At 73.1% G+C, this 26184-nt stretch carries 23 protein-coding genes; 19 read left to right on the forward strand and 4 right to left on the reverse strand.

All coding sequences use genetic code 11. From position 1 onward, the window contains the following. The first annotated feature begins 13 nt into the window (after nt 1-13). The 3 genes from ACFVNO_RS12130 to ACFVNO_RS12140 are packed head-to-tail and all read left to right on the forward strand — an operon-like array spanning nt 14 to nt 3323. Nucleotides 14-865 carry a branched-chain amino acid ABC transporter permease gene (locus ACFVNO_RS12130; protein WP_355263377.1) on the forward strand — a complete coding sequence of 284 codons (852 nt, stop codon included), beginning with the start codon at nt 14-16 and terminating at the stop codon, nt 863-865. 2 nt (nt 866-867) lie between these two features. Further along, the gene (locus tag ACFVNO_RS12135; RefSeq protein ID WP_355263380.1) at nt 868-1944 is read left to right on the forward strand and encodes a branched-chain amino acid ABC transporter permease; all 1077 of its coding nucleotides are present in this window, start codon (nt 868-870) and stop codon (nt 1942-1944) included. Between the two features lie 59 nt (nt 1945-2003). Beyond that, nucleotides 2004-3323 carry an ABC transporter substrate-binding protein gene (locus ACFVNO_RS12140; protein WP_355263517.1) on the forward strand — a complete coding sequence of 440 codons (1320 nt, stop codon included), beginning with the start codon at nt 2004-2006 and terminating at the stop codon, nt 3321-3323. Between the two features lie 224 nt (nt 3324-3547). Here the strand turns inward: ACFVNO_RS12140 and ACFVNO_RS12145 are convergent, their stop codons facing one another. Then, nucleotides 3548-4381: a dienelactone hydrolase family protein gene (locus ACFVNO_RS12145; RefSeq protein ID WP_355263520.1), complete on the reverse strand. Its 834-nt coding sequence runs from the start codon at nt 4379-4381 to the stop codon at nt 3548-3550. Between the two features lie 371 nt (nt 4382-4752). Next, nucleotides 4753-6120 (reverse strand): cytochrome P450, encoded by a 1368-nt coding sequence (locus tag ACFVNO_RS12150; RefSeq protein ID WP_378891903.1) that lies wholly within the window; start codon nt 6118-6120, stop codon nt 4753-4755. A gap of 466 nt (nt 6121-6586) precedes the next feature. Here ACFVNO_RS12150 and ACFVNO_RS12155 point away from each other — a divergent pair, with 466 nt between their 5' ends. The 5 genes from ACFVNO_RS12155 to ACFVNO_RS12175 all read left to right on the forward strand — a co-directional run bounded on the left by ACFVNO_RS12155 (nt 6587) and on the right by ACFVNO_RS12175 (nt 13962). Further along, nucleotides 6587-7837 (forward strand): SWIM zinc finger family protein, encoded by a 1251-nt coding sequence (locus tag ACFVNO_RS12155; protein ID WP_378892028.1) that lies wholly within the window; start codon nt 6587-6589, stop codon nt 7835-7837. Continuing rightward, nucleotides 7834-9363 carry a DUF5691 domain-containing protein gene (locus tag ACFVNO_RS12160; RefSeq protein ID WP_355263386.1) on the forward strand — a complete coding sequence of 510 codons (1530 nt, stop codon included), beginning with the start codon at nt 7834-7836 and terminating at the stop codon, nt 9361-9363. Before ACFVNO_RS12155 ends, ACFVNO_RS12160 begins: the two co-directional genes overlap by 4 nt. After that, nucleotides 9360-10478, forward strand: a complete 1119-nt coding sequence (locus ACFVNO_RS12165; protein WP_220563801.1) for an AAA family ATPase — start codon at nt 9360-9362, stop codon at nt 10476-10478. The genes ACFVNO_RS12160 and ACFVNO_RS12165 overlap by 4 nt, the downstream gene beginning before the upstream one ends. Then, complete coding sequence (locus ACFVNO_RS12170) at nt 10478-12790, forward strand: DUF5682 family protein (RefSeq protein WP_378891907.1); 2313 nt, start codon at nt 10478-10480, stop codon at nt 12788-12790. The genes ACFVNO_RS12165 and ACFVNO_RS12170 overlap by 1 nt, the downstream gene beginning before the upstream one ends. 98 nt (nt 12791-12888) lie before the next feature. Further along, on the forward strand, nt 12889-13962 hold the full coding sequence (locus ACFVNO_RS12175) for a VWA domain-containing protein (RefSeq protein ID WP_378892031.1): 1074 nt from the start codon (nt 12889-12891) through the stop codon (nt 13960-13962). Between the two features lie 194 nt (nt 13963-14156). Here the strand turns inward: ACFVNO_RS12175 and ACFVNO_RS12180 are convergent, their stop codons facing one another. Then, nucleotides 14157-14657, reverse strand: coding sequence for a hypothetical protein (locus ACFVNO_RS12180; RefSeq protein WP_355263395.1), 501 nt, complete (start codon nt 14655-14657; stop codon nt 14157-14159). A gap of 101 nt (nt 14658-14758) precedes the next feature. Here ACFVNO_RS12180 and ACFVNO_RS12185 point away from each other — a divergent pair, with 101 nt between their 5' ends. From ACFVNO_RS12185 to ACFVNO_RS12235, 11 genes are all read left to right on the forward strand, one after another. Next, entirely contained in the window at nt 14759-16066 is a 1308-nt protein-coding gene (locus ACFVNO_RS12185; RefSeq protein ID WP_378891910.1) for a hypothetical protein, read from the forward strand. A gap of 79 nt (nt 16067-16145) precedes the next feature. Continuing rightward, nucleotides 16146-17123 carry a hypothetical protein gene (locus tag ACFVNO_RS12190; RefSeq protein ID WP_378891913.1) on the forward strand — a complete coding sequence of 326 codons (978 nt, stop codon included), beginning with the start codon at nt 16146-16148 and terminating at the stop codon, nt 17121-17123. Between the two features lie 290 nt (nt 17124-17413). Further along, the gene (locus ACFVNO_RS12195) at nt 17414-17884 is read left to right on the forward strand and encodes a hypothetical protein (protein ID WP_378891916.1); all 471 of its coding nucleotides are present in this window, start codon (nt 17414-17416) and stop codon (nt 17882-17884) included. Next, complete coding sequence (locus tag ACFVNO_RS12200; RefSeq protein ID WP_378891919.1) at nt 17818-18351, forward strand: ABC-three component system protein; 534 nt, start codon at nt 17818-17820, stop codon at nt 18349-18351. The genes ACFVNO_RS12195 and ACFVNO_RS12200 overlap by 67 nt, the downstream gene beginning before the upstream one ends. Continuing rightward, nucleotides 18348-18608, forward strand: coding sequence for an ABC-three component system middle component 6 (locus ACFVNO_RS12205; protein ID WP_355263407.1), 261 nt, complete (start codon nt 18348-18350; stop codon nt 18606-18608). The genes ACFVNO_RS12200 and ACFVNO_RS12205 overlap by 4 nt, the downstream gene beginning before the upstream one ends. Further along, nucleotides 18598-20334: an ABC-three component system protein gene (locus ACFVNO_RS12210; RefSeq protein WP_378891922.1), complete on the forward strand. Its 1737-nt coding sequence runs from the start codon at nt 18598-18600 to the stop codon at nt 20332-20334. Before ACFVNO_RS12205 ends, ACFVNO_RS12210 begins: the two co-directional genes overlap by 11 nt. A gap of 346 nt (nt 20335-20680) precedes the next feature. Next, entirely contained in the window at nt 20681-21997 is a 1317-nt protein-coding gene (locus ACFVNO_RS12215; protein ID WP_355263413.1) for a hypothetical protein, read from the forward strand. Next, complete coding sequence (locus tag ACFVNO_RS12220; protein WP_355263416.1) at nt 21994-22491, forward strand: hypothetical protein; 498 nt, start codon at nt 21994-21996, stop codon at nt 22489-22491. The genes ACFVNO_RS12215 and ACFVNO_RS12220 overlap by 4 nt, the downstream gene beginning before the upstream one ends. A gap of 35 nt (nt 22492-22526) precedes the next feature. Next, nucleotides 22527-23201 carry a VWA domain-containing protein gene (locus ACFVNO_RS12225; RefSeq protein WP_355263419.1) on the forward strand — a complete coding sequence of 225 codons (675 nt, stop codon included), beginning with the start codon at nt 22527-22529 and terminating at the stop codon, nt 23199-23201. Nucleotides 23202-23227: 26 nt separating this feature from the next. Continuing rightward, on the forward strand, nt 23228-24760 hold the full coding sequence (locus tag ACFVNO_RS12230; protein ID WP_355263422.1) for a protein phosphatase 2C domain-containing protein: 1533 nt from the start codon (nt 23228-23230) through the stop codon (nt 24758-24760). A 2-nt stretch (nt 24761-24762) separates the two neighbouring features. After that, the gene (locus ACFVNO_RS12235) at nt 24763-25746 is read left to right on the forward strand and encodes a hypothetical protein (protein ID WP_355263425.1); all 984 of its coding nucleotides are present in this window, start codon (nt 24763-24765) and stop codon (nt 25744-25746) included. A 44-nt stretch (nt 25747-25790) separates the two neighbouring features. On the opposite strand, the gene ACFVNO_RS12240 is transcribed toward ACFVNO_RS12235, so the two are convergent. Beyond that, entirely contained in the window at nt 25791-26159 is a 369-nt protein-coding gene (locus ACFVNO_RS12240) for a DUF3140 domain-containing protein (RefSeq protein WP_378891928.1), read from the reverse strand. Nucleotides 26160-26184: the final 25 nt, after the last annotated feature.

Consider the following 26184-nt stretch of genomic DNA (forward strand, 5'->3'; position numbering starts at 1 on the left):
AGGAGCACCCCCTATGGACCACTTCGTCGACCTGACCCTGAGCGGACTGGCGTCCGGCGCGGTCTACGCCGCCCTGGCGCTGTCCCTGGTCATCATCTACCAGGCCACCCGCCTGGTGAACTTCGCCCAGCCCGCGATGGCGCTGATCGCGGTCTACACCGCCGCCACCGTCGCCCCGCTCACCGGCTCCTACTGGATCGGCTTCGCCGCCGCCCTCACCGTGGGAGCGGCCGCGGGCGCACTCGCGGAGCGGTTCATCGTCCGCCCCATCGCCCGGGTCTCGCAGCTCAACGGGATCATCGTCACCCTGGGCCTGCTCCTGGTCGCCCAGGGGGGCGTGGGCATGGTCTGGGGCAACGAGCAGCACGGCTTCCCCTACGCCTTCGACTTCGTGGGGCGGCCGTCCCCGGCCGACGTGTTCGCCCTGGCCTCGGTGGCCGTCGTCGCCGTGCTGCTGTTCTGCCTGTACCGCTTCACCCCGCTGGGGCTGCGCATGCGCGCCGCCGCGTTCCGCCCCGAGGCGGCCCGGCTCAGCGGGGTCAGGGTGGGGCTGATGCTCACCGCCGGGTGGGCGATCTCCGCGCTCATCGCCGCCCTGGCGGGGATGCTCGCCGGACCCCCGTTCATCTCGCCCAACGTGTTCGACATCGTCTTCGTCTACGGCATCACCGCGGCCGTGGTCGGCGGCCTGGACAACCCGTTCGGGGCGATCATCGGCGGCCTGCTGGTCGGCCTCGGCATGTCCTACGTGTCCGGCTACGCCGGCCCCGAGCTGGCCACCCTCACCGCCCTCGCCCTCGTCGTCCTCGTGCTCAGCGTGCGCCCGGACGGCATCCTGTCCCGCCCGACCGCGCGAAAGGTGTAGCCATGTCCACGTCCGCCACCGAGCGCGAACCCCGCTCCGCCGAGAGCGCCCCGGACCGCGGGAGCGCCCCGCGCCGGGGCTGGGCCGACCTGCCCTCCCCGCTGCGCCACCTGCTGCTCGCCGCCCTGGCGCTGGCCGCCGTCACCGGGCTGCTCCTGGTCACCGGCGACCTCACCGCGCTGCGGATGGCCGCCGTCGGGTACACGATGCTGGCCGTCGCCGGCCTCCAGCTCCTCACCGGGGGCAGCGGCCAGGTGTCCCTGGGGCACGGCGCGTTCATGATGATCGGCGCCTACACGATGGCGCTGCTGGTCCTGAACCTGCCGATGCTCCCGCTGGCCGTGAACCTCGTCCTCGTGGTGGCCGTGGCGGTGGTCGCCGGCATCGCCGTCGGCGCCGCCACCGCCCGCCTGCACGGCCCCTACCTGGCCGGCGCGACCCTCATCCTCGCCGTCGGCCTGCCCGGCCTGACGCACCGGTACCACGAGGTGTTCGGCGGCAGCAACGGCCTCACCGTGCGCACCGCCGGGGCCCCGCCCTTCCTCCAGGGCCTGGTGACCGACAGCGAGTGGAAGGCGCTGGTGGTCTGGACGGCTGTGGTCCTGGGCCTGGCCGTCCTGGCGACGATCTCCACGGGGCGGCTCGGCCGCCGGATGCGGACGGTCCGCGACGACGAGACCGCCGCCGCCATGTCGGGCGTCCCCGTCGGGGGCACCAAGGTCACCGCGTTCGTCATCGCCTCCGCGGCGGGCGGCCTGGCGGGCGGGCTCCAGGTGTACGTCCTGGGCACCGCCACCCCGAGCATGTTCACGCTCGCGCTGTCGCTGACCCTGCTCGCGGCCCTGGTCCTGGGCGGCATCGGCAGCATGTGGGGCGCCCTGTGGGCCGCCCTGGCCGTGGTCTACCTGGAGATCTGGCTCTCGGACGCCGTCCGCGCGTTCGAGCTCAGCAAGGACGTGGAGAACAACCTGCCGATCGTGCTGTTCGGCGTGCTGCTCATCCTCGTCCTGCGGTTCCAGCCCCTCGGGCTGCACGGCATCCTCCAGCGGCTGCGCGCGCTCCTGCGCCGGTCCCGCTGACCCGCACCCCTCATCCCGCACCGCACCCCCCACCGAAGGAGAACACCGTGCGCACCACGATGAACACGGCGAGACGAGGCGCCCTGGCCGCCTCCCTGGCCCTGGCCCTGACCGCGACCGCCTGCACCGGGGCCGGCGAGGTCACCGAGTCGGAGGGCCCGGACCTGTCCGTGTCCACCGGCGTCACCGACGACGCCATCGTCATCGGCACCCACCAGCCCCTCACCGGCCCCGCCGCGGCGGGCTACATGTCGATCTCCCGCGGCGCCGCCGCCGTCTTCGACTACGTCAACGAGCAGGGCGGCATCCACGGCCGGGAGATCGACTACCGGGTCGAGGACGACGGGTACGACCCCGCCAGGACCATCGACGTCACCCGGCAGCTGGTGATCGAGGACGAGATCTTCGCGATGTTCGGGGGGCTGGGCACGCCCACCCACGGCGGTGTCGTCGACTACCTCAACGAGGAGGGCGTCCCCGACGTGTTCCCCGCCTCCGGGGCCCTGGCCTGGAACAACACCGAGGAGCACCCGCTGACCTACGGCTGGCAGGTGGACTACACCAAGGAGGCCAAGATCCAGGGGCAGTACATCGTCGAGAACTTCCCCGGCCAGGACGTCGGCTACCTGTTCCAGAACGACGACGTGGGCGAGGACTCCCAGGAGGGGCTGGACCAGTACCTCACCGACGAGGTCGTCACCCGCCAGCACTACGAGTCCGAGGTCCCGGACCTGAGCGCCCAGGTCGCCGAGCTCAAGCGCTCCGGGGCCGAGGTCGTGGTCTGCTCCTGCATCCCGGCCTTCGTGGCCCTGGCCATGCTGGAGGCGGCGAGCACCGACTACGACCCCCAGTGGGTCGTCTCCAGCATCGGCGGTGACACCGCGACCCTCCAGGGCCTGCTGGCGGCGTTCACCGAGGACACCGACGCGGAGGGGGTGCCGGCGGACACCTTCCTGGACGGGCTGATCATCACCAGCTACATGCCCCGGGTCGAGGACACGGAGGACGAGTGGTCGGCGTTCTTCATCGACGTCTACGAGGAGTACGGCGAGGGCGACCCCCTCACCAACACGCACATCTTCGGTATGACCCAGGCCGTCATGTTCGCCCAGGTCCTGATGTCCGCCGGTCCCGACCTGACCCGCCAGGCGCTGATCGACGCGCTGGAGGAGCAGGAGTGGCAGGGCCCCGGACCGGTGCCGTTCTCGTCCTCCGGCGGGGACCACGGCGGCCACCAGGGCGCCTACATCGTCCAGTACCAGGAGGGCGGGGACATCGAGATGCTCCAGGAGACCCGGGTCACCGACCGCGACGGCGGCCCCATCGAGGAGGTCGACTTCACCCCGCTGTCCCCGGAGGAGCTGGTCTTCCACGACTGAGCGGGAGGCGGGCCGCCGACGGGGTTCCGGCGGCCCGGAAAGGTGAAGGGGCGGGGGGCCCCGGGCCCGGGGCCGCGGGGCGGCCCCCCCGGGGGCGGGGGGTGGCCGGGGGGGCGGGGTGGCGGGGGTGGGGGCGGCCCCGCGCGGGGGCGCCGGCCCCCCCAGTCGGTGTGGGGGGGCCCCCGCGGGCTCCCCGCCGCGGGGGCCCCGCCCCCGTGTGCGGGTCAGGAGCCGTGCGGGCAGGAGTCGCGGTAGTCGGAGAAGTCCGTACCGAACCCGGTCCGCGGCGGCGGGCACAGGAACTGCTCATAGCGGGTGTCGTCGTCGACGAACCGCTTCAGCCAGGAGATCGAGTAGCGGGCGATCGTCGTGTTCGAGACGTTCGGGGCGAAGTGGCTCGCGCCGCGCAGCTCCAGGTACGCGCGGTCGAGCGAGGAGGGCAGGCTCTCGTAGAACGGGATGGAGTGGGTGCGGACCGAGGCGACGGAATCGTTCTCGGCGCCGATGACCAGGGTGGGAACCTCCAGGTCCGACCAGTTCTTCTGGGTGTGCCACGGGGTCAGCGGGATCGCCGCCTGCAGCTCGGGCCGGTCCTCGGCGATGGCGAGGGTGCCGCCGCCGCCCATGGAGTGCCCCATCACGGCGAGCCGGGAGCCGTCCACCCGGTCGGCGACCCGGCTGTCCTCGACCAGGTAGTCCAGGGCGGCGTCGAGCTGGCGGCCGCGGCTGTCGGGCTGGTCGTAGCGGGTGATGGTGTCGATGGTGAACACCACGAAGCCCTGGGAGGCGATCCGCTCCCCGTACCAGGACATGGACGACTGGCTGGCGGTGTAGCCGGGGGCGATGACCACGCCGCCGAAGGTGCCCTCGCTGCGGTCGGTCGGGTAGTAGATGGTGCCGCCGCCGAACCCGCTCACCAGGGAGGAGACGGAGACGGTGTCGGTGTCGAAGGGGCCGCGCAGCGCGGTGACGCTCTGCTCGGTGGGGGCGGGCCCGCGTTCGTAGGGATTGTCGGCGTGGGCGGGCGCGGCGGTCCCGGCCGCCACGGCGGCGGCCATCAGGACGGCGGCCGCCGTGCGGGCGGCCCACGACCGCAGCCGGCGCGGGGCGGGGGTGATATCGGGGGATTCGGGGGAAAGGGTTGTCGTGTGCACGTTCATCCTTTTCTGCGGGAACCCGTGCCGTAGCGGCCCGGGTCGGGGGGACACGCCTTTCCGGCGTGCCGAGAAAAGGGATCCCGTCCCGATCGGGTGTGAATGTACCCTGCAATTCGGGCGATTTCCCGCTTTCACTATCGTGTCCATCCGATGAACGCGCATCCGTTGAATCACCGGTCGTGTACTCCGGGTCACGCCGGTGTATTCGGTGGTTCGGTGCGAAAGGTAGTGATCGGGGTGCGATTCGGGCGGGCTCCGGCCCCTCCGCGGCCTCAGCGGCGCAGCGACCGCCACCAGGCGAACAGCCGTCCCAGCGGGTCGTCCGAGCCGGTCCGCGGCTCCTGCCCGGCGTCCGCGGCGGGGAACGGATCCGCGGCGGGGGTCGGGCGCGGCCGGGGCTCGCCCGGGGTGAACTCCACGGGCAGGGCGGCCAGTCCGCGCACGAACGGGGAGGGCACCCGGCGCAGCAGGACCGGGTCCATCGCCGGGCGCAGCCCCGCCAGGCGCTCGTGCAGGGCGCTCACCCCGGTCGCGGCGATCATCCGGGCCAGCTCCCGGGCCGGACAGGCGTGCGGGCCGGCGCCGAACATCAGGTGCGCCCGCGCCCCGCTCACCACACCGGTCTCCTCGCGGCCGCGGCGCACCGCCGGGTCGCGGTGCGCCGGGTCGAAGCCGATGAGCAGCGCGTCCCCCGTCCGCACCTCGGCGTTGCCGATCCGCACGTCCTGGAGGGCGAACCGGGCGGGCAGCACCTGGAACGGCGTGTCCGTCCACATGACGTGGTCGAGCAGTTCCCGCACGGAGAGCCGGGCGTCGGCGTACGCTGCGCGGATGCGCTCATCGGTGAGCAGGGTGTGCATGGTGTTGCCGATGAGGTGGGTGGTGGGCTGGTGGCCCGCGTTGTTGATCAGCGCAGCCTGGTGCGCCACCTCGTGGTCGGTCAGCCCGTTGGCGTGTTCCAGCATCCACGACGCCAGGTCGTTCCCGGGGGAGCGGCGCTTGCGGGCGACCAGCCCCGCGAAGTACTGCTGGGTGCGGACGACGGCCTCCCCGGCCCTGCGGGCGTCGTCACTGAAGACGACCCGGGTGAGGTCGCCGAGCATGTGCCCGTAGCCGTCGGGCAGCCCGTACAGCCGGTTGAGCACCAGGACCGGGAGGGGGTCGGCGAACCCGCCGATGAGATCGGCCTCGCCGTCGGCGATGAACGCGTCGATGAGGTCGTCGGCGATCCGGCGCACGTCGCGTGCGGTGGCGGCCATGTCCACCCGGGACAGGGCCGCCACGATCGGAGCGCGCAGCCGGGTGTGCTCGGCGTCGTCGGCGTACAGGGCGTTGGGCCGCCAGGACAGGGCGGGCCGGGTCGCGGACGGCTCGACGCGGCCCTCGACGACCTCGCGCCACCTCCGGGTGTCGCGGGAGAACAGGTGCGGGCTCTGCAGCACCGTGAGGTTCTCGTGGTAGCCCAGCAGCAGCCAGACGCGGACGCCCGGCTCCAGCTCCACCGCGGCCACCGGGCCGTGGCGTTCGCGCAGCTCGTCCCAGAGGGAGTCGCGCCCGGTGTCGGGGGTGGGGCCGTAGAGGCGGGGGAGGCCGGCGGGAACGGGGCAGGCGGGCTCCCCGTCGGAGGAACGGGTGGTCATCGGGTGCGCGGTGCCCGCGGTGGCAGGGGCCGCTTCCCTCCCTTCGGGAACGGGGGTGTGCGTGCACGGGGCAGGGAGACGCGAACGGCGCGTGTGCGCGGAACGGGGCGTCCGATGGCGAAGGGGCGGGGCCGACAGCCTGAGCGTGCATTCTAGGAGCCGACGACGGCTTTTTCAATGGCTCCGGAGAAATGTCGGATTCGACTGATGGATTTCTGCGTCGAACGCCGCCCGATATGACGAAAGAGACCTTTCGTATGAATGGCGCGAAATATCGCCGAGGGGGCGCGCCCGGGCCAGCATGGCACGCCCGGGCGACAATCCGGTGAAGCCTCTCCGGGGCCTTCCCACAGGGCTCGTTTTGTCGGGGTCGACCCGTAGTGTTCTTGTTGTGAGCGACCGATGGAGTATCGACGACGTATGGGCCGTCGCCCCGGACGCCGCGTCCCGCAAAGCCGCCGTCAAGGTGGGCAAGGCGGCGTCGTGGCCGCAGCGGGGGGCGGTCGCCGCGTCCGCCGGCGGCACCTCCGCCGTGTGGGGCGAGTGCCAGGGCAGCGGCTCCAAGCCCTACCTGGCCGCCGTCCACCTGGACGGCGGCACCGGCCCCGCCTACAAGTGCAGCTGTCCCAGCCGCAAGATCCCCTGCAAGCACGTCCTGGGCCTGCTCGCCCTGTGGGCGCAGGGCGAGGTCGCCGACCGGGAGGACAAGCCCTCCTGGGTCGGCTCCTGGCTCGACGGGCGGGCCGCCCGGCAGGCACGCGCCGCGGATCCCGCCAAGGCGGCCCCCGCCGACCCGGCCAAGGCGGCCGCCACCCTGCGCGCCCGCGAGGAGGCCGTCGCCGCCGGACTGGCCGAGCTGCGCCTGTGGCTGCACGACCAGATCGACGCCGGGCTCGCCGAGGTCCCCAAACATGGCTACGACCACTGGGACCGCATGGCCAAGCGGCTGACCGACGCCAAGGCGCGCGGCGCCTCGGGCTGGGTCTCCCGGCTGCCCTCCGTGGCCCGGCAGGAGAGCTGGCCCGAGCGGGTCCTGGAGCACCTGGGCCTGCTCCACCTGCTCATCGACGGCTACGGGGCGGGCGACGCCCTGGGCGAGCGCACCCGCGGCGCGATCCGCTCCCGGGTCGGCATCACCCTCAAGGCCGACGAGGTGCGGGCCGGCGGCGAGAGCGTCGGCGACACCTGGGTGGTGCTCGGCCGGCGCACCGTCCCCGGCGCCGAGGACGACATGACCGGCCTGCGCGTATGGCTGCGCGGTGCCCGGACCGGGCGCACCGCCCTGGCCCTCAGCTTCGGCCGCGCCGACCAGGCACCCACCACCCCCTACCGGCTCGGCACCGCCGTGGAGGCCGACCTGTCCTTCTACCCCGACGGCCACCGGGTCGTCCCCGACCCGGGCACCGAGCTCCCCGGGCCCGTTCCGCAGGGCACCACGGTCGCCGGCGCGCTCGACGCCCACGCCGCCGTCCTCGCCGAGGACCCCTGGCGGGAGACCTGGCCGGTGGTCCTGGCCGACGCCGCCCCGGGCCGGGACGACCGCTGGTACCTGGCCGACCCCGGCGGCGACGCCCTGCCCCTGGCCACCGGCGCCCCCCGGCGCCTGCTGGCGGTCACCGGCGGGCGCCCGGCCACGGTGGCCGCCGAGTGGTCGCCCGCCGAAGGACTCACCCCCCTCGCCGTTTGGGACCGGACCGGAAAGGCGATCCCCCTGTGACCACCCCCTCCCCGGCCCCCGACTCCTGGGACCTGCTGGTCTCCGCCGCGCTCGTGGGCACCGCCCGCCGCGCGGTCCCCGAGACCCCCGACCTGCCCGCCACCGGCGAGAGCGAGGGCGCGGCCGCCCTCCTCGACCGGGCCGCCCTGGCCACCGTGCGCCGCCTGGCCGGGTACACGCCCGCCCGGGTCGACCCGATCGACCCCGACCCCGGCCCCGACCTGCCCGAGGTGGGGGAACAGGCCGTCCGGCGCCTGGAGGCGATCCTGGCCGACCGCTCCGAGCTCCTGCCCGAGTGGCTGGAACTGGTCGCCGCCGCGGGCCTGCGCGCCCCCGCCGAGCACCTGCCCGCCCTGCTGGACCGGGGCGCCCGCGACAGCGCGCTGCGCTCCGCGGTGGCCGCGGCCGGCGGCTCGCGCGGGCGCTGGCTGGCCCGGTTCGACCCCGACTGGGCGTACCTGCTCACCGAGTCCGACCCCGCCGACGTGTTCGACGAGGACACCTGGCTGCACGGCACCGAGGGCGAGCGCCGCCGCATGCTCGGCGCCCTGCGCGCCGCCGACCCGGCGCGGGGCCGCGAACTGCTCGCCGCCGTCTGGCCCGACCTGCGCAAGGCCGAACTGCGCCGCCGCCTCCTGGAGGCGATGGAGACCGGCCTGGGGCCCGAGGACGCCGACCTGCTGGAGACCGCCCTCGACGACAAGGGCGCCAACGTCCGCGGCCTGGCCCTGTCCCTGCTCACCCGGCTGCCGCACAGCGCCCACGCCGACCGGCTGCGCGACCACGTGCGGGCCCACGCCGGGCCCGGCCCCAAGGACACCGTCGTGGTCACCCCCGTCGAACCCGACGAGGCCGGCCTGCTGCGCGACCTCGCCCTGGCCCGGCCCACCGGCGAGATCGGCCTGCGCGAACGCTCCGAGTACCTGTGGACGCTGGTCACCCGCACACCGCTCGACGTGTGGACCGACCTGCTCGGCACCGATCCCGCCGGGGTCCTGGAGCGGGTCGCCCGCTCCGGCGACGACGAGCTGCACGACGCCCTCCTCAACGCCATCGGCGTCCAGGAGGACGCGGTGTGGGCCCGCGCCGCCCTGGGCCTGCTGGAGGGCCGGGTCACCGACCGGATGGTCAAGGCCGCCCGCGGTCGCCGCTCCCTCCAGCTCGAACCGCTGCTGCGCGTTCTGCCCGTCGGGGAGCGCTGCGCCCTGGTGGAGCGCTCCTTCGGCCCCGGCACCGGCACCCGCGACGTGTGGTCCCTGCTCAACGCGGTCCCCGGCCCCTGGACCGCGAAGCTGGTGCACCAGGTCGTGGACCGCCTCGGCGGCAAGGGCTGGGACCGCGACCAGGGCGGCTACCGGTCCGTGTGCCTGCTCGTCGCCGAGCGCACGCCGCCCGAACTGGTCGACGACCTGCCCAGGGAGACCCCCAACCTGGCCGCCGTCGGCGGCGGCCCCAGCGACCACGCCTACCAGAGCCTGCTCGACACCCTTCGCTTCCGCCTCGACATGCACAAGGAGCTCGTGTGACCACCTCCTCCGCCCCCTCCATCTCCACCGACGCGGCGCAGGCCCTGCGCCCGCACGCGGAGCAGACCTACGCCGCCGAACTGGAGGCGCTGGCCAAGGCGGACGACCGGCGGCGCCCCCCGGGCTGGCGGCTCTCCCCCTGGGCGGTGACGCAGTACCTCCTGGGCGCCACCCTGGAGGACGGCACCGAGATCACGCCCAAGTACATCGGCGCCCGCCGCGTCGTCGAGGTCGCCGTCGCCACCCTGGCCACCGACCGCGCGCTGCTGCTCATCGGCGTCCCCGGCACCGCCAAGACCTGGCTGTCCGAACACCTGACCGCTGCGATCTCCGGCGACTCCACGCTCCTGGTGCAGGGCACCGCGGGCACCTCCGAGGAGGCCGTCCGGTACGGCTGGAACTACGCCAGGCTGCTCGCCGAGGGCCCCTCCCGGGAGGCGCTGGTGCCCAGCCCCGTGATGACCGCCATGGCGCGCGGCGCCATCGGCCGCATCGAGGAGCTCACCCGCATGCCCTCCGACGTGCAGGACGGCCTCATCACCGTGCTCTCGGAGAAGGCGCTGCCCGTGCCCGAGCTGGGCATCGAGGTACAGGCCCAGCGCGGGTTCAACATCATCGCCACCGCCAACGACCGCGACCGCGGCGTCAACGACCTGTCCAGCGCCCTGCGCCGCCGCTTCAACACGGTGGTGCTGCCGGTGCCCGACAGCGCCGAGGACGAGGTCCGCATCGTCACCCAGCGGGTGGAGCAGCTGGGCCGGTCCCTGGAGCTGCCCGACGTGCCCGCCGGGCTCGACGAGATCCGCCGGGTGGTCACCGTGTTCCGCGAGCTGCGGTCCGGGGTGACCGAGGACAACGGCACCAAGGTCAAGTCGCCCAGCGGCACGCTGAGCACCGCCGAGGCGATCTCGGTGCTCACCAACGGGATCGCGCTGGCCGCGCACTTCGGCGACGGGGTGCTGCGCCCCGCCGACGTGGCCGCCGGGATCCAGGGCGCCGTGGTCCAGGACCGGGTGTCCGACGGCGTGGTCTGGCGCGAGTACCTGGAGACCGTGGTCCGCGGCCGCGAGGGCTGGGGCGAGTTCTACCGCGCCTGCCGCGAGGTGGGCGCCTGATGGCACGACTGGACACGAGCGGTCTGCACGTCCTGGGCGTGCGGCACCACGGGCCGGGCTCGGCCCGCGCGGTCCGGGCGGCGCTGGCCGAGATCAAGCCGGACGCGGTCCTCATCGAGGGGCCGCCGGAGGCGGACGCGCTGATCCCGCTGGTGGGGGAGCTGGAGCCGCCGGTGGCGCTGCTGGTGCACCTGGCGGACCCGCCCAAGGACGCCGCGGCGTCGGCCGCCGGGTGGGCGTTCTGGCCGTTCGCGGCGTTCTCGCCGGAGTGGGAGGCGCTGCGCTACGCCGCCGAGAACGACGTCCCGGTGCGGTTCTGCGACCTGCCCGCCGCGCACACCCTGGCCGAGCGGCTCGCCGAGACCGAGCCGCCGGAGGAGGACGGGGCGGCGCCCGAGGAGGGCGCCACCGAGGAGGGCGTCACCGAGGACCCCGAGGCGGTCGGCCGCGACCGGCTGCGCCTGGACCCCCTGGGCGTGCTCGCCGAGGCCGCCGGGTACGACGACGCCGAACGCTGGTGGGACGACGTCGTCGAGCAGCGCGGCGACGGCGAGCCCTCGCCGTTCCCCGCCATCGCCGACGCCATGGCGGCCGTCCGGGAGGAGAGCGGCCCCGAGCAGGGCCGCGGCGCCCGCCGCGAGGCGTACATGCGCCAGGTGCTGCGGGCCACCCTCAAGCAGGGGCACGAGCGGGTCGCCGTCGTCTGCGGCGCCTGGCACGCGCCCGCCCTGCGCGGCGTCGCCGACTTCCCCGTCAGCGCCGACACCGCACTGCTCAAGGGCCTGCCCAAGGTCAAGGTCAACGCCACCTGGGTGCCCTGGACCCACGGCCGGCTGGCCTCCGCCAGCGGCTACGGGGCCGGGGTCACCGCCCCCGGCTGGTACCACCACCTGTACACCGCCCCCGACCTGCCGGTCCACCGGTGGCTCACCGAGGCGGCCCGGCGGCTGCGCGAGGAGGGCCACCACGTTTCCTCCTCGCACGTGATCGAGGGCGTGCGGCTCGCCGAGAGCCTCGCCGTCCTGCGCGGCCGCCCCCTGGCCGGGCTCGACGAGGTGTCCGAGGCGCTCACCGCCGTCCTGTGCGAGGGCGAACCCGTCCGCGCCGCCCTGGTGCACCGCGCCATGGCGATCGGCGAGCGCATGGGCTCGGTGCCGCCCACCACGCCCATGGTCCCGCTGCAACGCGACGTCATCGCCGCCCAGAAGCGGCTGCGGCTCAAGGCCGAGCCGTTCGACCGCGACCTCGACCTCGACCTGCGCAAGGAGGGGCACCGCGAACGCAGTGTCCTGCTGCACCGGCTGCGCATGCTCGACGTCCGCTGGGGCGACCCGCAGGAGACCTCCGGCGGCAAGGGCACCTTCCGGGAGGCCTGGCGCATCCGCTGGGAGCCCGAGCTGGACGTGGCGCTCATCGAGGCCAGCCGGTGGGGCACGACCGTCGCCGGGGCCGCCTCGGCCCGGGCAACCGAGCGCGCCGCCGACGCCGACCTGCCCGAACTGACCGCCCTCACCGAGCAGTGCCTGCTGGCGGACCTGGCCGACGCCCTGCCCGGCGTGCTGGCCCTGCTCACCGACCGGGCCGCCACCGACGGCGACGTCACCCACCTGATGGGGGCGCTGCCGCCGCTGGCCCGCTCCGCCCGCTACGGCGACGTGCGCGGCACCGACGCCGCGCACCTGCGCACCGTCGCCGAGCAGATCCTGCGCCGGGTCTGTGTGGGGCTGCCCCCGGCCGTGCACGGCCTCGACGACGAGGCCGCGGCCCGGTTCGTCACCCGGATCGACCACACGCACTCCGCCGCCACACTGCTGGGCGGCGAGGCGCTCGCCGAGTGGGAGGCGACCCTGGCCTCCCTGGCCCGCCGGGAGACCCTGCCCGGCCGGATCTCCGGGCGCCTCAACCGGATGCTGTCCGACGCCGGGCACATCGACGCCGACGAGCTGCGCCGCCGCCTGGGGCTGGCCATGTCCCAGGGCACCGAGCCCGCGGCGGCCGCGGCCTGGCTGGAGGGGTTCCTCCAGGGGAGCGGGCTCGTGCTGGTCCACGACGACCGGATGCTCGGCCTCATCGACGCCTGGCTGCTGGGCCTGCCCGAGGAGCGGTTCACCGCGGTGCTGCCGCTGCTGCGCCGCACCTTCGGGGCGTTCGACGGCACCGAGCGCCGCGAGATCGGCGAGGCCGCGGCCCGGCTGGGCGGCGCCCGCCGGGTCGAGGTCCGCGCCCGGGCCGCCGTGGACGCCGACCGGGCCGCCCCCGCCCTGGCCACCGCCCTGGCCATCCTCACCGACGGAAGGAAGCGCGCATCGTGAACGCCACGGACGCCATCGACGAGCGCGAACGCCGCTGGCGGCTGGTGCTGGGCCGGGAGGCGCGCTGCCCCTCCGGGCTGGGCACCACCGACCAGGCCATGGACTCCGCCCTGGAGGCCCTCTACAACCGGGGCGACGGCGCGGGCTCCGGCGCCGGCGGCGACCGGCGCTCCGCGGGCCTGGGCGGCTCCGCCCCCCGGGTGGCCCGCTGGCTCGGCGACATCCGGGAGTACTTCCCCTCCACCGTCGTCCAGGTCATGCAGAAGGACGCCATGGAGCGGCTGGGCCTGCAACAGCTGCTCCTGGAGCCCGAGATGATGGAGGCCGTCGAGCCCGACGTCCACCTCGTCGGCACCCTGCTGTCCCTCAACCGGGTGATGCCCGACAAGGCGCGCGAGTCCGCCCGCGCCCTGGTGCGCAGGGTGGTCGAGGACCTGGAGCGCCGGGTCGCGCAGAAGACGCGCTCGCTGGTGCAGGGCGCCATCGACCGCTCCGCCCGCACCCACCGGCCGCGCCGCGTCTCCGACATCGACTGGAACGCGACCATCCGCCGCAACCTCGCCCACTACCTGCCCGAGCACGGCACGATCGTGCCGCAGACCCTCGTCGGGTACGGGCGGCGCAGCCAGGGCGTGCAGAAGGACGTGGTCCTGGCCATCGACCAGAGCGGGTCCATGGCGTCGTCGGTGGTGTACGCGAGCGTGTTCGGCGCGGTGCTGGCGTCGATGAAGACGCTGCGCACCTCGCTGGTCGTGTTCGACACGGCGGTCGTGGACCTCACCGAGCAGCTCACGGACCCGGTGGAGGTGCTGTTCGGCACCCAGCTGGGCGGCGGCACGCACATCAACAAGGCGATCGCGTACTGCCAGGGGCTGATCGACCGGCCCGACGACTCGATCTTCGTGCTGATCAGCGACCTGTACGAGGGCGGTGTCCGGGCGGAGATGCTGCGCCGGGTCGCGTCCATGCAGGCGGCGGGGGTCCAGGTGGTGGTCCTGCTGGCGCTGTCCGACGAGGGCGCGCCGTTCTACGACCGCGAGAACGCGGCCGCGCTGGCGGAGATGGGGGTCCCGGCGTTCGCCTGCACCCCGGACGTCTTCCCGGAGCTGATGGCCGCCGCCATCCAGGGACAGCCGCTCACCGCGTGGGTGGACAAGCAGAAGGACGCCTGACCGCGCCCCGGGCGGCCCCGGGGCGACAAGGGACCGAAGCCCCGGATGGGGCGCCGCGCCCCGGGGAAGGAATGCGGCCGGGAATCCGGGCCACCAGGTGGGGCCGTGGGCTGTTCACCGGTGGGGCACCCAGGAATACTCGATCCGGGCGGGCGGGGCTGTGGCGGTCTCCGCCCGCCCTTCCCGTGCCGGGGTCAGCCGCCGTAGAGGTGGACGCGGTCGTCGACGTCCACGGCCGGGGCGGAGGCGCGCGGGGCCCGGTACCCGATGCGCAGGGTCCAGTCGCCGTACGTCCAGTCCGACTGGTGGGACAGGGCGGTGAAGCGGAAGTTCGCCCGGTAGCGGCCGACCTCCCCGGGTCGCAGGGTGAACAGGGGGCGCGGCCAACGCCGGGGGAAGGCCTCCGTGCCCCCGGGCGCGCGGGACACGGTCAGCAGGCCGCCGTGTTCGCGCAGGCGCAGGGACCAGGGGATCCCGGACCGGGGGACGTACCGCGCCTCCTCCCGGGGCTCGTAGTCCCACCGCTCCCACATCTCCACGTTGTGGAGGAGGACCTGCTCCGGATCCGGCCCGGGGAGGTCGGGCAGGGGGAAGGCGTCGGGCAGCCCGCGCCGCAGGTCCGCGGACCGGGCGTCGCGGCCCGCCTTGGTCCACCACACGGAGACGCGCTGCACGGTGATCGGGGGAGTGCGCATGTCCCCATCATGTCCCAGGGACACGCGGACACCGCCTCGGTCGCACAACGAATCCGATTGATTACTTTTAGTGGTCAAAGTGTCTCGGAAAGCGGTGTGCGGTGTCCTCACGATTCTCGTCCCTGGCGCGCGCCACCGCCGGGGCCTCCGCGGTCGCCGTGCTGGCGGTCCTGGCCTCTTCCGCACCGTCGTCGGCGGTGGCCGGGGAGGAGGTCTGCGCGCACGTCCGCGAGGACGGCTCCTGCGCGCTGGTGCTGACCGGAGGCCCGGCGGCGCCCGCGCTCCGGGCGGACGGCCCGTGGCTGGAGGTCCCCGGCCGGGACCCCGACTGCCGCACCGGGGAGGGCGTGCCGGTCGAGGTGTTCCCCGGCGACGACGGCGTGTTCCACCTGGCCCCGGGGGAGGGGACCGTCTTCTGCGACGTCACCGCGCAGGCGAGGGGCGGGGAGGCCGCCGGCCCGTCCGGGGCGGCGGAGGCCGCCGAGTGGGCGGGGCCCGAGGGCGCGCCCGAGCCCGGCCGGTCCGCCGATCCGCCCGGCGCGGCGGGGACGCCCGGGGCCACCGGGGGCGCCGGGGTACCCGGGACCGGCGGGGGGACGGACTCCTCGGCCGTCCCCGAGCCGGTCGACCGGTCCGGTGCCGCTGAGACTCCGGAGTCGCCCGGGACCGACGGGCGGTCAGAGCCCTCGGCCGTCCCCGGGCCCGTCGGCCCGCCCGGCGCACCGGAGGCTCCGGGGACCGCCGGGGACGGCGGTGCGCCCGAGGCGTCGCCGCACGGGGAACACGGTGGGGCGCCCGGGGAGGGGCACGCCGGGACCCCCGGGGAGCCCGCCGGGGAAGAGGCCCCCGCCGACCCGGCGCCCTCCGCCTCACCGTCACCGGAGTGCCTCGGGAACGGCGGGGCACACCAGGGTTCGCGGGAGTGGCAGCGCTTCCCCGTCGAGCGGACCGGCCCCTGCCGGGGCGCGCCCCTGGCACAGTGGCCCGACCTGGAGGCCGCGGCCGGGCAGGCGGCCCGGCTCGCCTTCGTCGACCTCGCCGACCGGTTGGGCGTCTCCGTGTTCGACCTCGCCGAGCACCTGGGCGTCGACGGGGTGCGCGGACTGTCCCGGCGCTCCGTCGACGAGCTGGCGGGCATGCTCGGGATCACCCCGCAGGACCTGGTCGACCGCTCCGAGGAGGCGGCCGCGGCGATCATCGCCGCGGAGTCGTCCTCACTCGCCGGCAGGGTGTCCCCACTCGCCGACGGGGCGTCCCCGTCCCTCGTCCGCCGGAGCGGCGGCCTGTTCGGGAGGCCCGACCGGCTGCCCGACACCGGCCCCCGCGCCGCCGTCCTCGTGCACGGCGGGGTCCTGCTCACCGCGGCCGGTGCCCTGGTGCTGCTGCTGGCCCGCCGACTTCCGTCCTGAACCGGTCACCGGGGCCGGGAACCCCAGGCCGCCGCCGGGAGTCCCACACGTGGGCGCGACCGAGGGGGGAAGGGACCTGGTGGACGGAACGCACACGGGTGATCTGTTGGCGGGGGACGGCGACGGGCCGGAGGAGGTCAACGACCTCCTGGACGACGGCGGCGACACCGTCAGCGGAGCCAGCCGATCGCTGCTGGCCGAGCGTTCGCCGGACGCGACGAAGACGACCGTCCTGCTCCGGGACGAGCTGGGCCTGCCCACGGTGGGCGAGATCGGCGGCGACCTGCTGGGCGTGGAGGCCGAGGCCGCCGCGCGCGACACCGGCCTGCCCGGCCGGGCGGTGGGGCTGCCGCCCCGCCCCGTGCCGGACACGGTCATCGACGAGGCCGACCACCCCGGGCTGGCGCTGCGCGCGGTGTCCCTGCGCGGCGACCGCAACCGCGCGCGGGGCCTGCCCCGGCAGGAGTCCTTCGGGCTGTACCCCCTGGAGCACGCGGGGGAGCCGTTCGTCCTGGCCGTCACGGTCTGCGCGTTCCCTTCGGTCAGGGACGCCGACCGGGTCCGCCGGCTGCTGTGGCGCGGTGCGGCGGCCGAGATCGCCGGGCTCGCCGCGCCGCTGCGCGACCCCGAGCACTTCCGGAAGCTGTGCGCGCGGCTCCTGGGCCGCGCACTGGAGTACGGGCCCACGGGTGCCCTGACGGCGGCACTGCTGCGCCTGTCGCCCGAGGGGGAGACCACCGACTGCCTGCTGTTCGGGACCGACGTCGCGTCCGCCCGCCTGCTGCGCGGCGGCGAGTGGGAGCCGCTGCCGGCCACCCTGCCCGCCGACCCGGACGGGATCCACGTCAACGGCCACCGCATCGCTCCGGGGGAGGCGCTCCTGCTGTGCGGCTCCGGGCTGTCCGGCCCGATGGCCGACGCCGAGACCGCCGAACGGCTGGCCGCCCAGTGGGGCTCGGGCCGGGTCCCGGGACGCATGGAGTTCGCCTGGCAGCTGGACTTCCGAGCGGACGGCCACGACGACGACCGCACCGCCGTCTGCCTCTGGGGCCTGTGACCCGCCCGTCCACAGCCTGTGGAAAACCCCGCCCGTCCCGGCTGCGGAGAATCTCGCTGCCGCCCCGGCCGGACCACCGCTTTCTGGCGCCCGGCCGCCATCGTCGAAGCCTTCGTGCGCCACCTGGTCGGATTGGTCGGCTGACCCGTACATGCCACTCCCGAAAGGCCATATCGGAACGGGGCCGGTGCGGCCGCAAACGGCCAAAGCCCTGTGGGGCAAGGCTTCCGAGTGATAAGTACGGAACGCGGTATCAGGACAACGGACGGCAAAAAACGAAAGTTGCACGCATGGAGCCCTGGCAACGCCATTGCGCGCGCACGATGCTCGGCGACACCATCAGGAACCTGCACGGTGAGGCGTTCGAGGACTTCTTCCACCGCCTCATGCAGCTCGGCGACCCGGGCTTCTTCCCGGTCCGCACAGTCCGGGGTGATCTGGGGGCCGACGGTCTGACCATCAGCGATCGAAAGCTCTACGCCTGCTACGGACCGCAGACGGCGAACGAGGCCGAGGTCCGCCGCAAGTTCCGCGGTGACCTGGCCAAGGCCGTCGCCAACCGCGGGGGCGACTTCGACGTCTTCGTGTTCGTCCACAACAACCTGCGTGGAGTGGGCCCCGAGGTCACCAGGGAGATGTCGGCGGCCAGAACGCCCACCCGGCACTGCGCTTCGAGCACTTCGGTCTCGACCGGATGTTCCGTGTCCTCCGCGGACTGGAGGACGAGGACATCGAGGACCTCATCGGCCCCTTCCCACTGAAGGCGATGGTCACCGGTGTCCAGATGGCAGAGCTGGCCCGGCTGTTGGAGCATCTGTCCACACGCCGCAAGCGCAGCCCCCTCCCCGGGAGCATCCCCGTCCCGCCGAGCCGCAAGCTGGAGTACAACCGCTTCAGCGACGAGATGCAGGACTTCCTCCTCCTGAGCCTGCGCCATGTGCCGCTGGTCCAGGACTACTACAACGGCCTGGCCGACCCCGTCGAACGCGACGAGGTGGCCGCGGCCTTCCGTCAGGAGTACCTGGAGCTCGCCGAGACGCACGACGACCCCGATGCCGTGGTGACGCGACTCCAGTGGTACATCCTTGGCAACGAGGCCAGGGATCTGAAGGATCAGGTCGAGGCCAACGTCGTGCTCATGTACTTCTTCGGTGAGTGCGAGATCTTCAGGATTCCGCCGAAGGACTGGCGGACCGCCGACGAGCTTCTGGAAGGAGGTGCCGCGTGATCGCACCGACCAAGGGCATCGCGCCGCAGCGGGCGCTGTTGACCGTGGGCGCCCAGATCCTCCTGTCCAGCAAGCGCCAGACGCTCACCGTCACCCAGGCCTGGCGCAGACTCCAGCAGTGGCGTGCCGACAACGACCACCACGCCCCCGTGCCGTTCTGGTGGTTCGTGCTCGCCCTCGACGTCCTCTACGCGCTGGGAACCGTGGAGCTGCGCGACGATCTGCTCGTCTTCCGGGAGGCTCCTGGTGCTGCGTGAGCTGAAGGCCGACGATTCCCGCTTTCGCGCGGTCATTTTCCGTCCCGGCCTCAACCTCCTGGTCGCCGACCGGACGGCCGCCTCCACCAACGACCAGAGCCGCAACGCCGTGGGCAAGACCAGCGCCGTGGAGTTGATCCACTTCCTGCTGGGCGCCGAGAAGACACCTCTGGTCACCCGCCGGGAGAACAAGGAGACGACGTTCGAGCTCGTCATGGACTGGCCCTCCGCTCCGGGAGGACGCCTCAGCGTGCACCGTTCCGGCAAGAACCACGCGAAGGTCCACGTCGATCCCGACATCCTCGGCCATGAACCGGACGCACTCATCCAGCGGGGCGGCACGATCACCGTCAAGGAATGGCGGAGCGCCCTCGAACGGGAGCTGTTCGGAATCCGGGAACCCGACAAAGCGCTCAGCGGGAGGCTCCTCCTCGGCTTCTACCTCCGCAGGACCGAGAAGAACGGCTTCGCCGAGGCGCTCAAGCCCAACACCCCGACCTCCCGGCACCTGGCCACCGCCAACCTCTGCCACCTGTTCGGGATGGACTGGTCGCTGGCCGCGCGGTACGGAGAGCTGGCCGACCGGGAGCAGATCCGCAAGAAGCTCGGCCAGGCCACCGACGATCCGGTCTGGAAGGACATCGTCGGCAAGTCCGGTGACCTGCGCGGGCAGCTCACCGTCGTCGATCGGCGCATCTCCGACCTGCGGGAGCAGATCGCCGACTTCCAGGTCGTCCCCGAGTACGAGGAGATCCGCCGCGAGGCGGAGCGGGTGAACTCCAGGATCCGCGAGCTGAGCGAGGCCGACGTCGTCGACCGGCGCAACCTCGCCGACATCGAGCGCTCGATCGGCGAGTCCGGTGAACCCGGCCACGACTACCTGGAACGGGCCTACGAGGAGTTGGGTGTACTGCTCGGCGACCAGGTCCGGGCCCGGTTCGACCAGGTGGAGGAGTTCCACCGCGCGGTCGTGCGGAACCGCAGACAGTACCTGGACGAGGAGGCGGCCGTCCTGCGGGAGAGGCTCGCGGCGAGCGAGCGCGAGCGCGGGGAGCTCGGCGAGCGGCAGGCAGCGCTGCTGCGGACCCTCAACGAGGGCGGGGCCCTGGACACGCTGACCGTCATGCAGGGGGCGCTCGCCAAGGAGGAGGCGCAGAGGGAGTACCTCCGGCGCAGGCTCGACGCCGCGCGAACCCTGGAGCAGAGCCGGAGGCAGATCGACCAGGAGAAGGCCGCCCTGGAGGAGGAGGTCCAGCGGGATATCGACGACCGGCGGGAACAGGAACAGCAGGCGAGCCTGCTGTTCAACCGGTTCGCCGAGTACCTGTACGGCGACGCCCGTGCCCCCTACCTGGCCTTCCAGGCGAAGCGGAGCCACTTGGACATCGAGCTCAAGCTCGAAGCCGACGACAGCACCGGTATCTCCAACATGAAGGTGTTCTGCTTCGACCTCACCTGGGCGGTGGTCGCCCACCGGGCCGGGCGCGGTCCCGACTTCCTGGTGCACGACAGCAAGCTCTACGACGGTGTGGACGAGCGGCAGGTGGCCCGGGCCCTGGAGCTGGCCGTACAGGTCACCCGGGAGGAGGGCATGCAGTACATCGTGACGATGAACTCCGACGACCTGGCCAAGGCGGAGCGGCTCGGATTCGACGCTGATCCGTATGTGGTCGAGCCCCGGTTGAACGACTCCGAGCACGGCGGGCTCTTCGGCTTCCGCTTCTGAGGGCGGGACCCGGCGTCACCGATTGAATCCTTGCATTCCTCAGGGGCTTGCGATGGCTTATCGGTTGACCTCTTGTCCTCTTTCGGTCACAAAGGAGTTCGTTATCTCCCTTTTGTTGTTATTTTCTGTCGGTGAATGCGAGCTTGAGGCCACCTGATTCACTTTAAAGTGGTACTCGGTTCAGAAAATCTCGACGTCCCCTTCGCCGCAAGGCTTTCGCCGTTAGAATCCACGTGAATCCAGGGCGGTAAGCCCCCGAGACCCCTTCCTGTCCCCTCCGGTCGGTCGCCGGGACTTCCGTCATGCCCTGGCCCGGCCGTTCACGGAAAGAGATGCGTAGACGCCGGTGAAGACCGAAATCGCATTCGGAGACGAATCCGCGCTGGTCGAGGAACTGCGCTCCCTCGCCGCAGAAGAAAGACTCTCCGGCCGGGCCGCCCACCTCTCGGCCCTGGCCGACGACCTGGACTCCCGGTCCAGGCTGGAGATCTGGTCCGAGGTCGACCTGGGCGCCTCCTTCCCCCCGGAGTCGATCGCCCCGGCGCCGGCCGAGGACACCACGCGCAAGGTCCTCGACGCACTCCCCAGCGGCCTGGTCTTCCTCCCGGTGCTCATCACCTGGGCGGGGCTCGCCGCGGCCGCCGGCGCCCACGGCCGGTCCCATGCGGACCCGGCCCTGGAAGGGCTGTCCTTCCTGGAGCGTTGGCAGAACGGTTTCAACGGGACGCTACCCGGCTGGCTCGCCTTCGACCAGGTCGCCTACTACACGCTGACCGGGATCGTGGTGCTCATCGCTGCCGTCCTGGCTCAGAACGTGCAGCGCCGCCGCACCGAGGCCAGGGACGAGCAGGAGCGGGCCGAACTCACCCGGCGTTTGACCTCCGCGCTGGCGGCGGCCCGGTTCGCCCTCGCCCCCGTCCGGATCGGCCATCCCGCACGGATCGCTGATGAACTCGGCGCGAGCGTCACGAAACTGCGCAAGGTCGGCCAGATCGCCGAGCGTGCCCAAGAGGACGTGCGTGCCGCTCTGGCCGAGACCCGCAAGAGCATGCGCGCTGCTCAGGAGACCGTCACGGAACTGCGCGAGGGCAGCAACGGCGTCGGTTCCGCCGTGCGGGAGGGGCTGGACGTGGTCCGTGACCTGTACGGCAGGCTCGGCGAGGTGGCCGAAGCGATCGACCGTGTCGCAGGAGCTTCCGAGGCCCTGGTGCGCACCGCGGAGGAGGAACGCACCCGAACCCGGGAGGAGCTGACCGGTCTGGTCGGAGAGCTGACCGGACAGGTCCATCGGGCGGTCGCCGACGGGCAGGAGCGCCTCACCGCCTCGGTCGTCGACTCCGCCGGGGTGATCGGCCGGGCACTGGCGGAGGGCGAGACCGACCTGCGCGCCTCCCTCGACGAATGGCGTGAGATCACCGCGGGTATCGCTCACCGTAACGAGACGGCCGGCGATCTCGCCGGCCAGGCCGTCGAGACCGTCGGCGAGTTGCCCGCGCAGGTCGAGCTGCTCAGGGAGAGCATCGACGCCCTGTGCGAGGTGCTGGAGAGCCGGGCCGAGGAACCGGGGGAACGAGACGGGGAGCCGGCGTACGACGGTGAGGAACCGGAGGATCGGGACGACCCCGAGGAGGAGGCCGACTCCCGTGAGCTGGTGACACGGTGAAGGACGGCCACCTCTCCACCCCGGCCGTCGCCATTGCCGGATGGCTCTTCGCCGACCTGCTCCTGGCCTTCCTCATCATCACACTGGGCATGGACTCCCGCCCTCCGGTCGAACCCGAGCCCGAACCCCTTGCGGAGGAGACGGCCGAACCCGTTCCCCACGGCCTGGACCTCGATCCCGTCGTGGTCGAACTCCACGGGGTCTCCCCGGCGGGTGCCGCGGCCGGGGACGAGGAGGTCGTGGAGGAACTACGCGAAGCGCTCGCCGAACACGACGTCGTCGACCGGGAAGCGGGCATGGTCCTCACCTTCGGCGCCAACGGCGGCGCCGCGGAGGGGGAGCGGTTCGCCTCCGACGTCAACGACCTTCTGCCACAGGTCCATCCGGGCGTCTTCGACGACGCCGTCACCCGCACCTTCCACAGTCTCGGGGGCAGCCCGGGCTGGCTGCGGATCGAGATCTACCTGTTCGCGGCCTCCGAGCCGACCGACTGACCGCACGCACGAACCGGACCCGAGGAGAACCCACCGTGAGCCAGCAGATCCTGCCCTTCTACCTGGTGTGCGACGAGTCGACGTCCATGGACGGCGAGCCGATCCAGGCCATCAACAGCGCCCTGCCCGACCTGCACGCCACGATCGGCGCCAACCCCGTGGTGTCGGACAAGGTCCACTTCGCGATCGTCGCCTTCAACCACGAGGCGCAGGTCTTGCTGCCGCTGTCCGACCTGAGCGACCTGGAGTCCGTGCCCCGACTGGAGGCGAACGGCGGCACCTCCTACGGCGAGGCGTTCGCGCTGCTGCGGGAGACCATCACCCAGGACGTGGATCGCCTCAAGGCCGAAGGGCACCGGGTGTACCGTCCGGCGGTCTTCTTCCTCTCCGACGGGTACCCGGGGGACGGTGACTGGGACATCGCCTACAAGAAGCTCACCGATCCGGGCTGGGGGCCGCGGCCCAACATCCTGGCGTTCGGTTTCGGGGCGGCGGACCACCGGGTGATCCAGCAGGTGGCCACGGTCAGGGCGTTCATGGCCGACGGTACCCTCGGCCCGTCGCAGGCCCTTCAGGAGTTCGCTCGGTCCCTGACCAACTCCATCGTCAACTCGGCCACTCGTTCCTCCGCGGCTCAGGACGGCGCGATGAGCCTGGACATCCCCGACGACGTTCCCGGCTACACCACCCTGCCGGCCGACCAGATCTGATTCCGATGCGTGGAGAGGAGTGGTTCATGGACGGCGTCGACAAGGCGGCGCGTGCGAAGAGCAGGATCCAGGAGTGGCTGGAACAGCGGGGTGCCCGGGGAGGGAGCAACGGAGAGGAGGAGCGCGGCCGGGCCGCTCGGGTCCCGGGGGCCGGGGAGCGATCGGTGATACCGGTGAACGGGTCGCTCCTGCCCTCCCGTCGCTCTGCGGAGCCCCTGGAGGAGTCGGCTGTGACGCAGGCCTCCTATGAGGCCTCGGCCGGGTCGGATGCGGAGACCACGGTGACGCTGAGCCGTGCGGAGCAGGAACTGATGATCGCTTCTTCCCGTGCCCCGGTGGACCGGGAGCAGGAGGACGGCGGGCCGCCCACGGAGTCGGCTTCGGCCGAGAAGGAGCCGATCGTCTCGACACCCACGCAGAAAGAGGTGTTCGCTGCCGCACTCTCCCCGGAAGCGGCAGTGGAGACACCGTCGGCGGAGACGGTCACCGCACCTGCCGCGCCCGCTCCGGAGCCGGTCCCGAAAGAACCCGTGCGGGAGCCGGTCGAGGACGTTCCGGTGGAGCCGGTGGAGAAAGCGGCCACTGTGCCCGGCCAGGAGCGGCAGGCCGATCCCCCTGAGCCGGAGGCGGCCGAGGCGACGGCTGTGCCCGGGGCGGCCCCCGAGTCCGCGCCGGAGGCGGTTCCCGGATCATCGGGTTTCGTGCCCCCGCCGGTGCTGACCAGGCCCGTCCACTCCTCCTACCATGCCCGGGAACTCCCGGGGCAGGAATGGGCGGCCCCGGACACCGTCATCGACGAGGCCGACTACGAGGGACTGCACCTGCGGGCCGCCTCCCTGCGCGGCGACAAGCACCGCTTCGAGGGCAAGACCCGCCAGGACGCCTTCGGGCTGTACGAGTTCGAGCACTCAGGGCACAGACTCGTCTTTGCCTGCGTGGCCGACGGGGTCGGCTCCCGGAGCCGGTCGCACCGGGGAGCCGCCTATGTCTGCCGTGTGCTTCCCGCCGCGGTGGCCCAGAACATCGATGAGGCCATCACAGGTGAGTGGGAGGACGTGCAGGCGTGGGGCAATCGCATGGCCGGCGTCGTCGCCCGGGGCATGATCGACTTGGCGGAGAAGGAGCACTTCTCCCCGGACGAGCTCTCCACCACTTTCACCGCCGTCCTGATCCGGCTTCCCGAGGAAGGGAGGAAGGCGCGGTACCTGACGATGTCGGTGGGGGACAGCCCCGTGTTCCGGCTGGAGGCCGGCGCATGGCGACCGCTCAACGTGGAACCGGATGACGGCGGGCTCATCCTCGACACCCGGACCGACGCGCTGCCCGACCGGGTCGGTGCGGTGGCCATGGACGAGGGCGCCCTGGAGCCCGGCGACGTGCTCCTGCTGTGCACCGACGGACTGTCCGGACCGATGAGCGCTCCCGCTGTCGCGGGCAGGCTCGCTGACTGGTGGGGGTCCGGCCGGATCCCGGGCCGGATGGAGTTCGGTTGGCAGTTGGACTTCCAGGCCAAGTCGTACAACGACGACCGCACCGCGGTCTGCGTCTGGAGGACGTGACCGTGTCGTTCATGACACTGCTGGACGGCAAGGACGTCGACAAGGCGGCCCTCGTCCTTGGGGACGAACTGGGCAAGGGCGGCCAGGGCAAGGTGAACCGGGTGGACGGCGGCCCGTACGCCGGGGCCGTGTACAAGGAGTACACACTCTCCGGTGCCGACCCCGTGGCTCTGGAACGCCTGGTCAGGCTGCCCTACCTGCTCACCGACACCGAGCGGGACCGACTGCACGCCATGACCGGCTGGCCGCTGGCCCGGGTGGTCTCCAGCGGGTACCTGACCGGTTTCCTCATGCAGGAGATCCCGCAACGGTTCTTCGGCCGGATCGCGAACGGCCGAGCGCAGCCGCGCGAGCTCCAGTACCTGATCTTCGAGCCCAAGCCGCTGTGGGGCGACATCCGGCCGCCCGGGATCGAGGGCCGATGGGAGTTGGCGCGCCGGTTCGTGTCCCTGTTCCAGTTGCTGCACTCGCGGCGGATCGTGGTCGGCGACGTGTCCATGAGCAACCTGTTGTGGGCCGCCGACGGCGGGACGGCCGAGGTGTTCATGATCGACTGCGACGGTGCGCGCAGCGCCGGGCACAGGCCCGTCCTGCCCCAGGCGGACACCCCGGACTGGAACGATCCCGAGCAGCCCGCGACCGGGGCCGACCTGGACACGGACCGCTACAAGCTGGCGCTCCTGGTGGGCCGCATCCTGAGCCGTCAGAGCAGGGTGCGCCCCGGGGAACCGCTGGAACCGCTGCCCGGCCTGCCGCCCAGCGTGGTCGACCAGGTCCTCCGCCGCTTCGCGGAGGCCGCGCGCGGGCGGGGGCTCCGGCCGGACGCCCACCAGTGGGGGGTGGCCCTGGGCGGCCGCGCGGAGATCCCGGTGGAGAAGCTCAAGCCCCGCTCCCCGGTCGACCTGCCGAAGGCGAAACTGCAACCCTCCGTGGGCGCCCGGCGCTGGGTCCCCCTCAGGAGGGACGGCGCGGGTCCGACGGCCTGAGGACGGGCGCGTCGGCTCCGCGGGATCCGCCCGTCCCGGGCGGGTCAGCCCGTGAGGTCCTCCTCGTCGGGCCGGGCCGAGTCCGGGCGCAGCGGGTCGTGCCCCACCGACATCAGGGACCGCCGCCAGGCGGGGTCCTCGCGGCGGGGCTCGGCCAGGAGCCGGCGCACGTGGTCCGTGACCCGCTCCATGAGGTCGATGTCCGCGCCGGTGAGGTCCGTGCGCCGCTTGAGGAGCACGGCCACCACCTCCTCGCCCCTCGGCGACACCCCCAGGTCGGGTTCGGCCCGCTCGAAGGCCTCCTCGCCCGAGGCGTCGGTGAGCAGCCACTCCCGCAGCTCCTCGCCGGTCATGTTCACCGCCGCGTGGAACGCGTCCCAGACGGCGTCGGCGCGTTCGTCGTGCTCGGCCATGTCCCCTCCTCGTGTTCGGCTCCTG

Source organism: Nocardiopsis sp. NPDC057823, assembly GCF_042797335.1.
Lineage (GTDB): Bacteria > Actinomycetota > Actinomycetes > Streptosporangiales > Streptosporangiaceae > Nocardiopsis > Nocardiopsis changdeensis.

Excerpts from the sequence above, each read along its gene's own strand:
- ACFVNO_RS12195 (WP_378891916.1), top strand. The coding sequence starts at position 17,414 with ATGGAGCCCTGGCAACGCCATTGCGCGCGCACGATGCTCGGCGACACC.
- ACFVNO_RS12140 (WP_355263517.1), top strand. The coding sequence starts at position 2,004 with ATGAACACGGCGAGACGAGGCGCCCTGGCCGCCTCCCTGGCCCTGGCC.
- ACFVNO_RS12135 (WP_355263380.1), top strand. The coding sequence starts at position 868 with ATGTCCACGTCCGCCACCGAGCGCGAACCCCGCTCCGCCGAGAGCGCC.
- ACFVNO_RS12170 (WP_378891907.1), top strand. The coding sequence starts at position 10,478 with ATGGCACGACTGGACACGAGCGGTCTGCACGTCCTGGGCGTGCGGCAC.
- ACFVNO_RS12150 (WP_378891903.1), bottom strand. The coding sequence starts at position 6,120 with ATGACCACCCGTTCCTCCGACGGGGAGCCCGCCTGCCCCGTTCCCGCC.
- ACFVNO_RS12130 (WP_355263377.1), top strand. The coding sequence starts at position 14 with ATGGACCACTTCGTCGACCTGACCCTGAGCGGACTGGCGTCCGGCGCG.
- ACFVNO_RS12240 (WP_378891928.1), bottom strand. The coding sequence starts at position 26,159 with ATGGCCGAGCACGACGAACGCGCCGACGCCGTCTGGGACGCGTTCCAC.
- ACFVNO_RS12180 (WP_355263395.1), bottom strand. The coding sequence starts at position 14,657 with ATGCGCACTCCCCCGATCACCGTGCAGCGCGTCTCCGTGTGGTGGACC.
- ACFVNO_RS12230 (WP_355263422.1), top strand. The coding sequence starts at position 23,228 with ATGGACGGCGTCGACAAGGCGGCGCGTGCGAAGAGCAGGATCCAGGAG.
- ACFVNO_RS12200 (WP_378891919.1), top strand. The coding sequence starts at position 17,818 with ATGTTCCGTGTCCTCCGCGGACTGGAGGACGAGGACATCGAGGACCTC.
- ACFVNO_RS12145 (WP_355263520.1), bottom strand. The coding sequence starts at position 4,381 with ATGGCCGCCGCCGTGGCGGCCGGGACCGCCGCGCCCGCCCACGCCGAC.
- ACFVNO_RS12175 (WP_378892031.1), top strand. The coding sequence starts at position 12,889 with ATGGACTCCGCCCTGGAGGCCCTCTACAACCGGGGCGACGGCGCGGGC.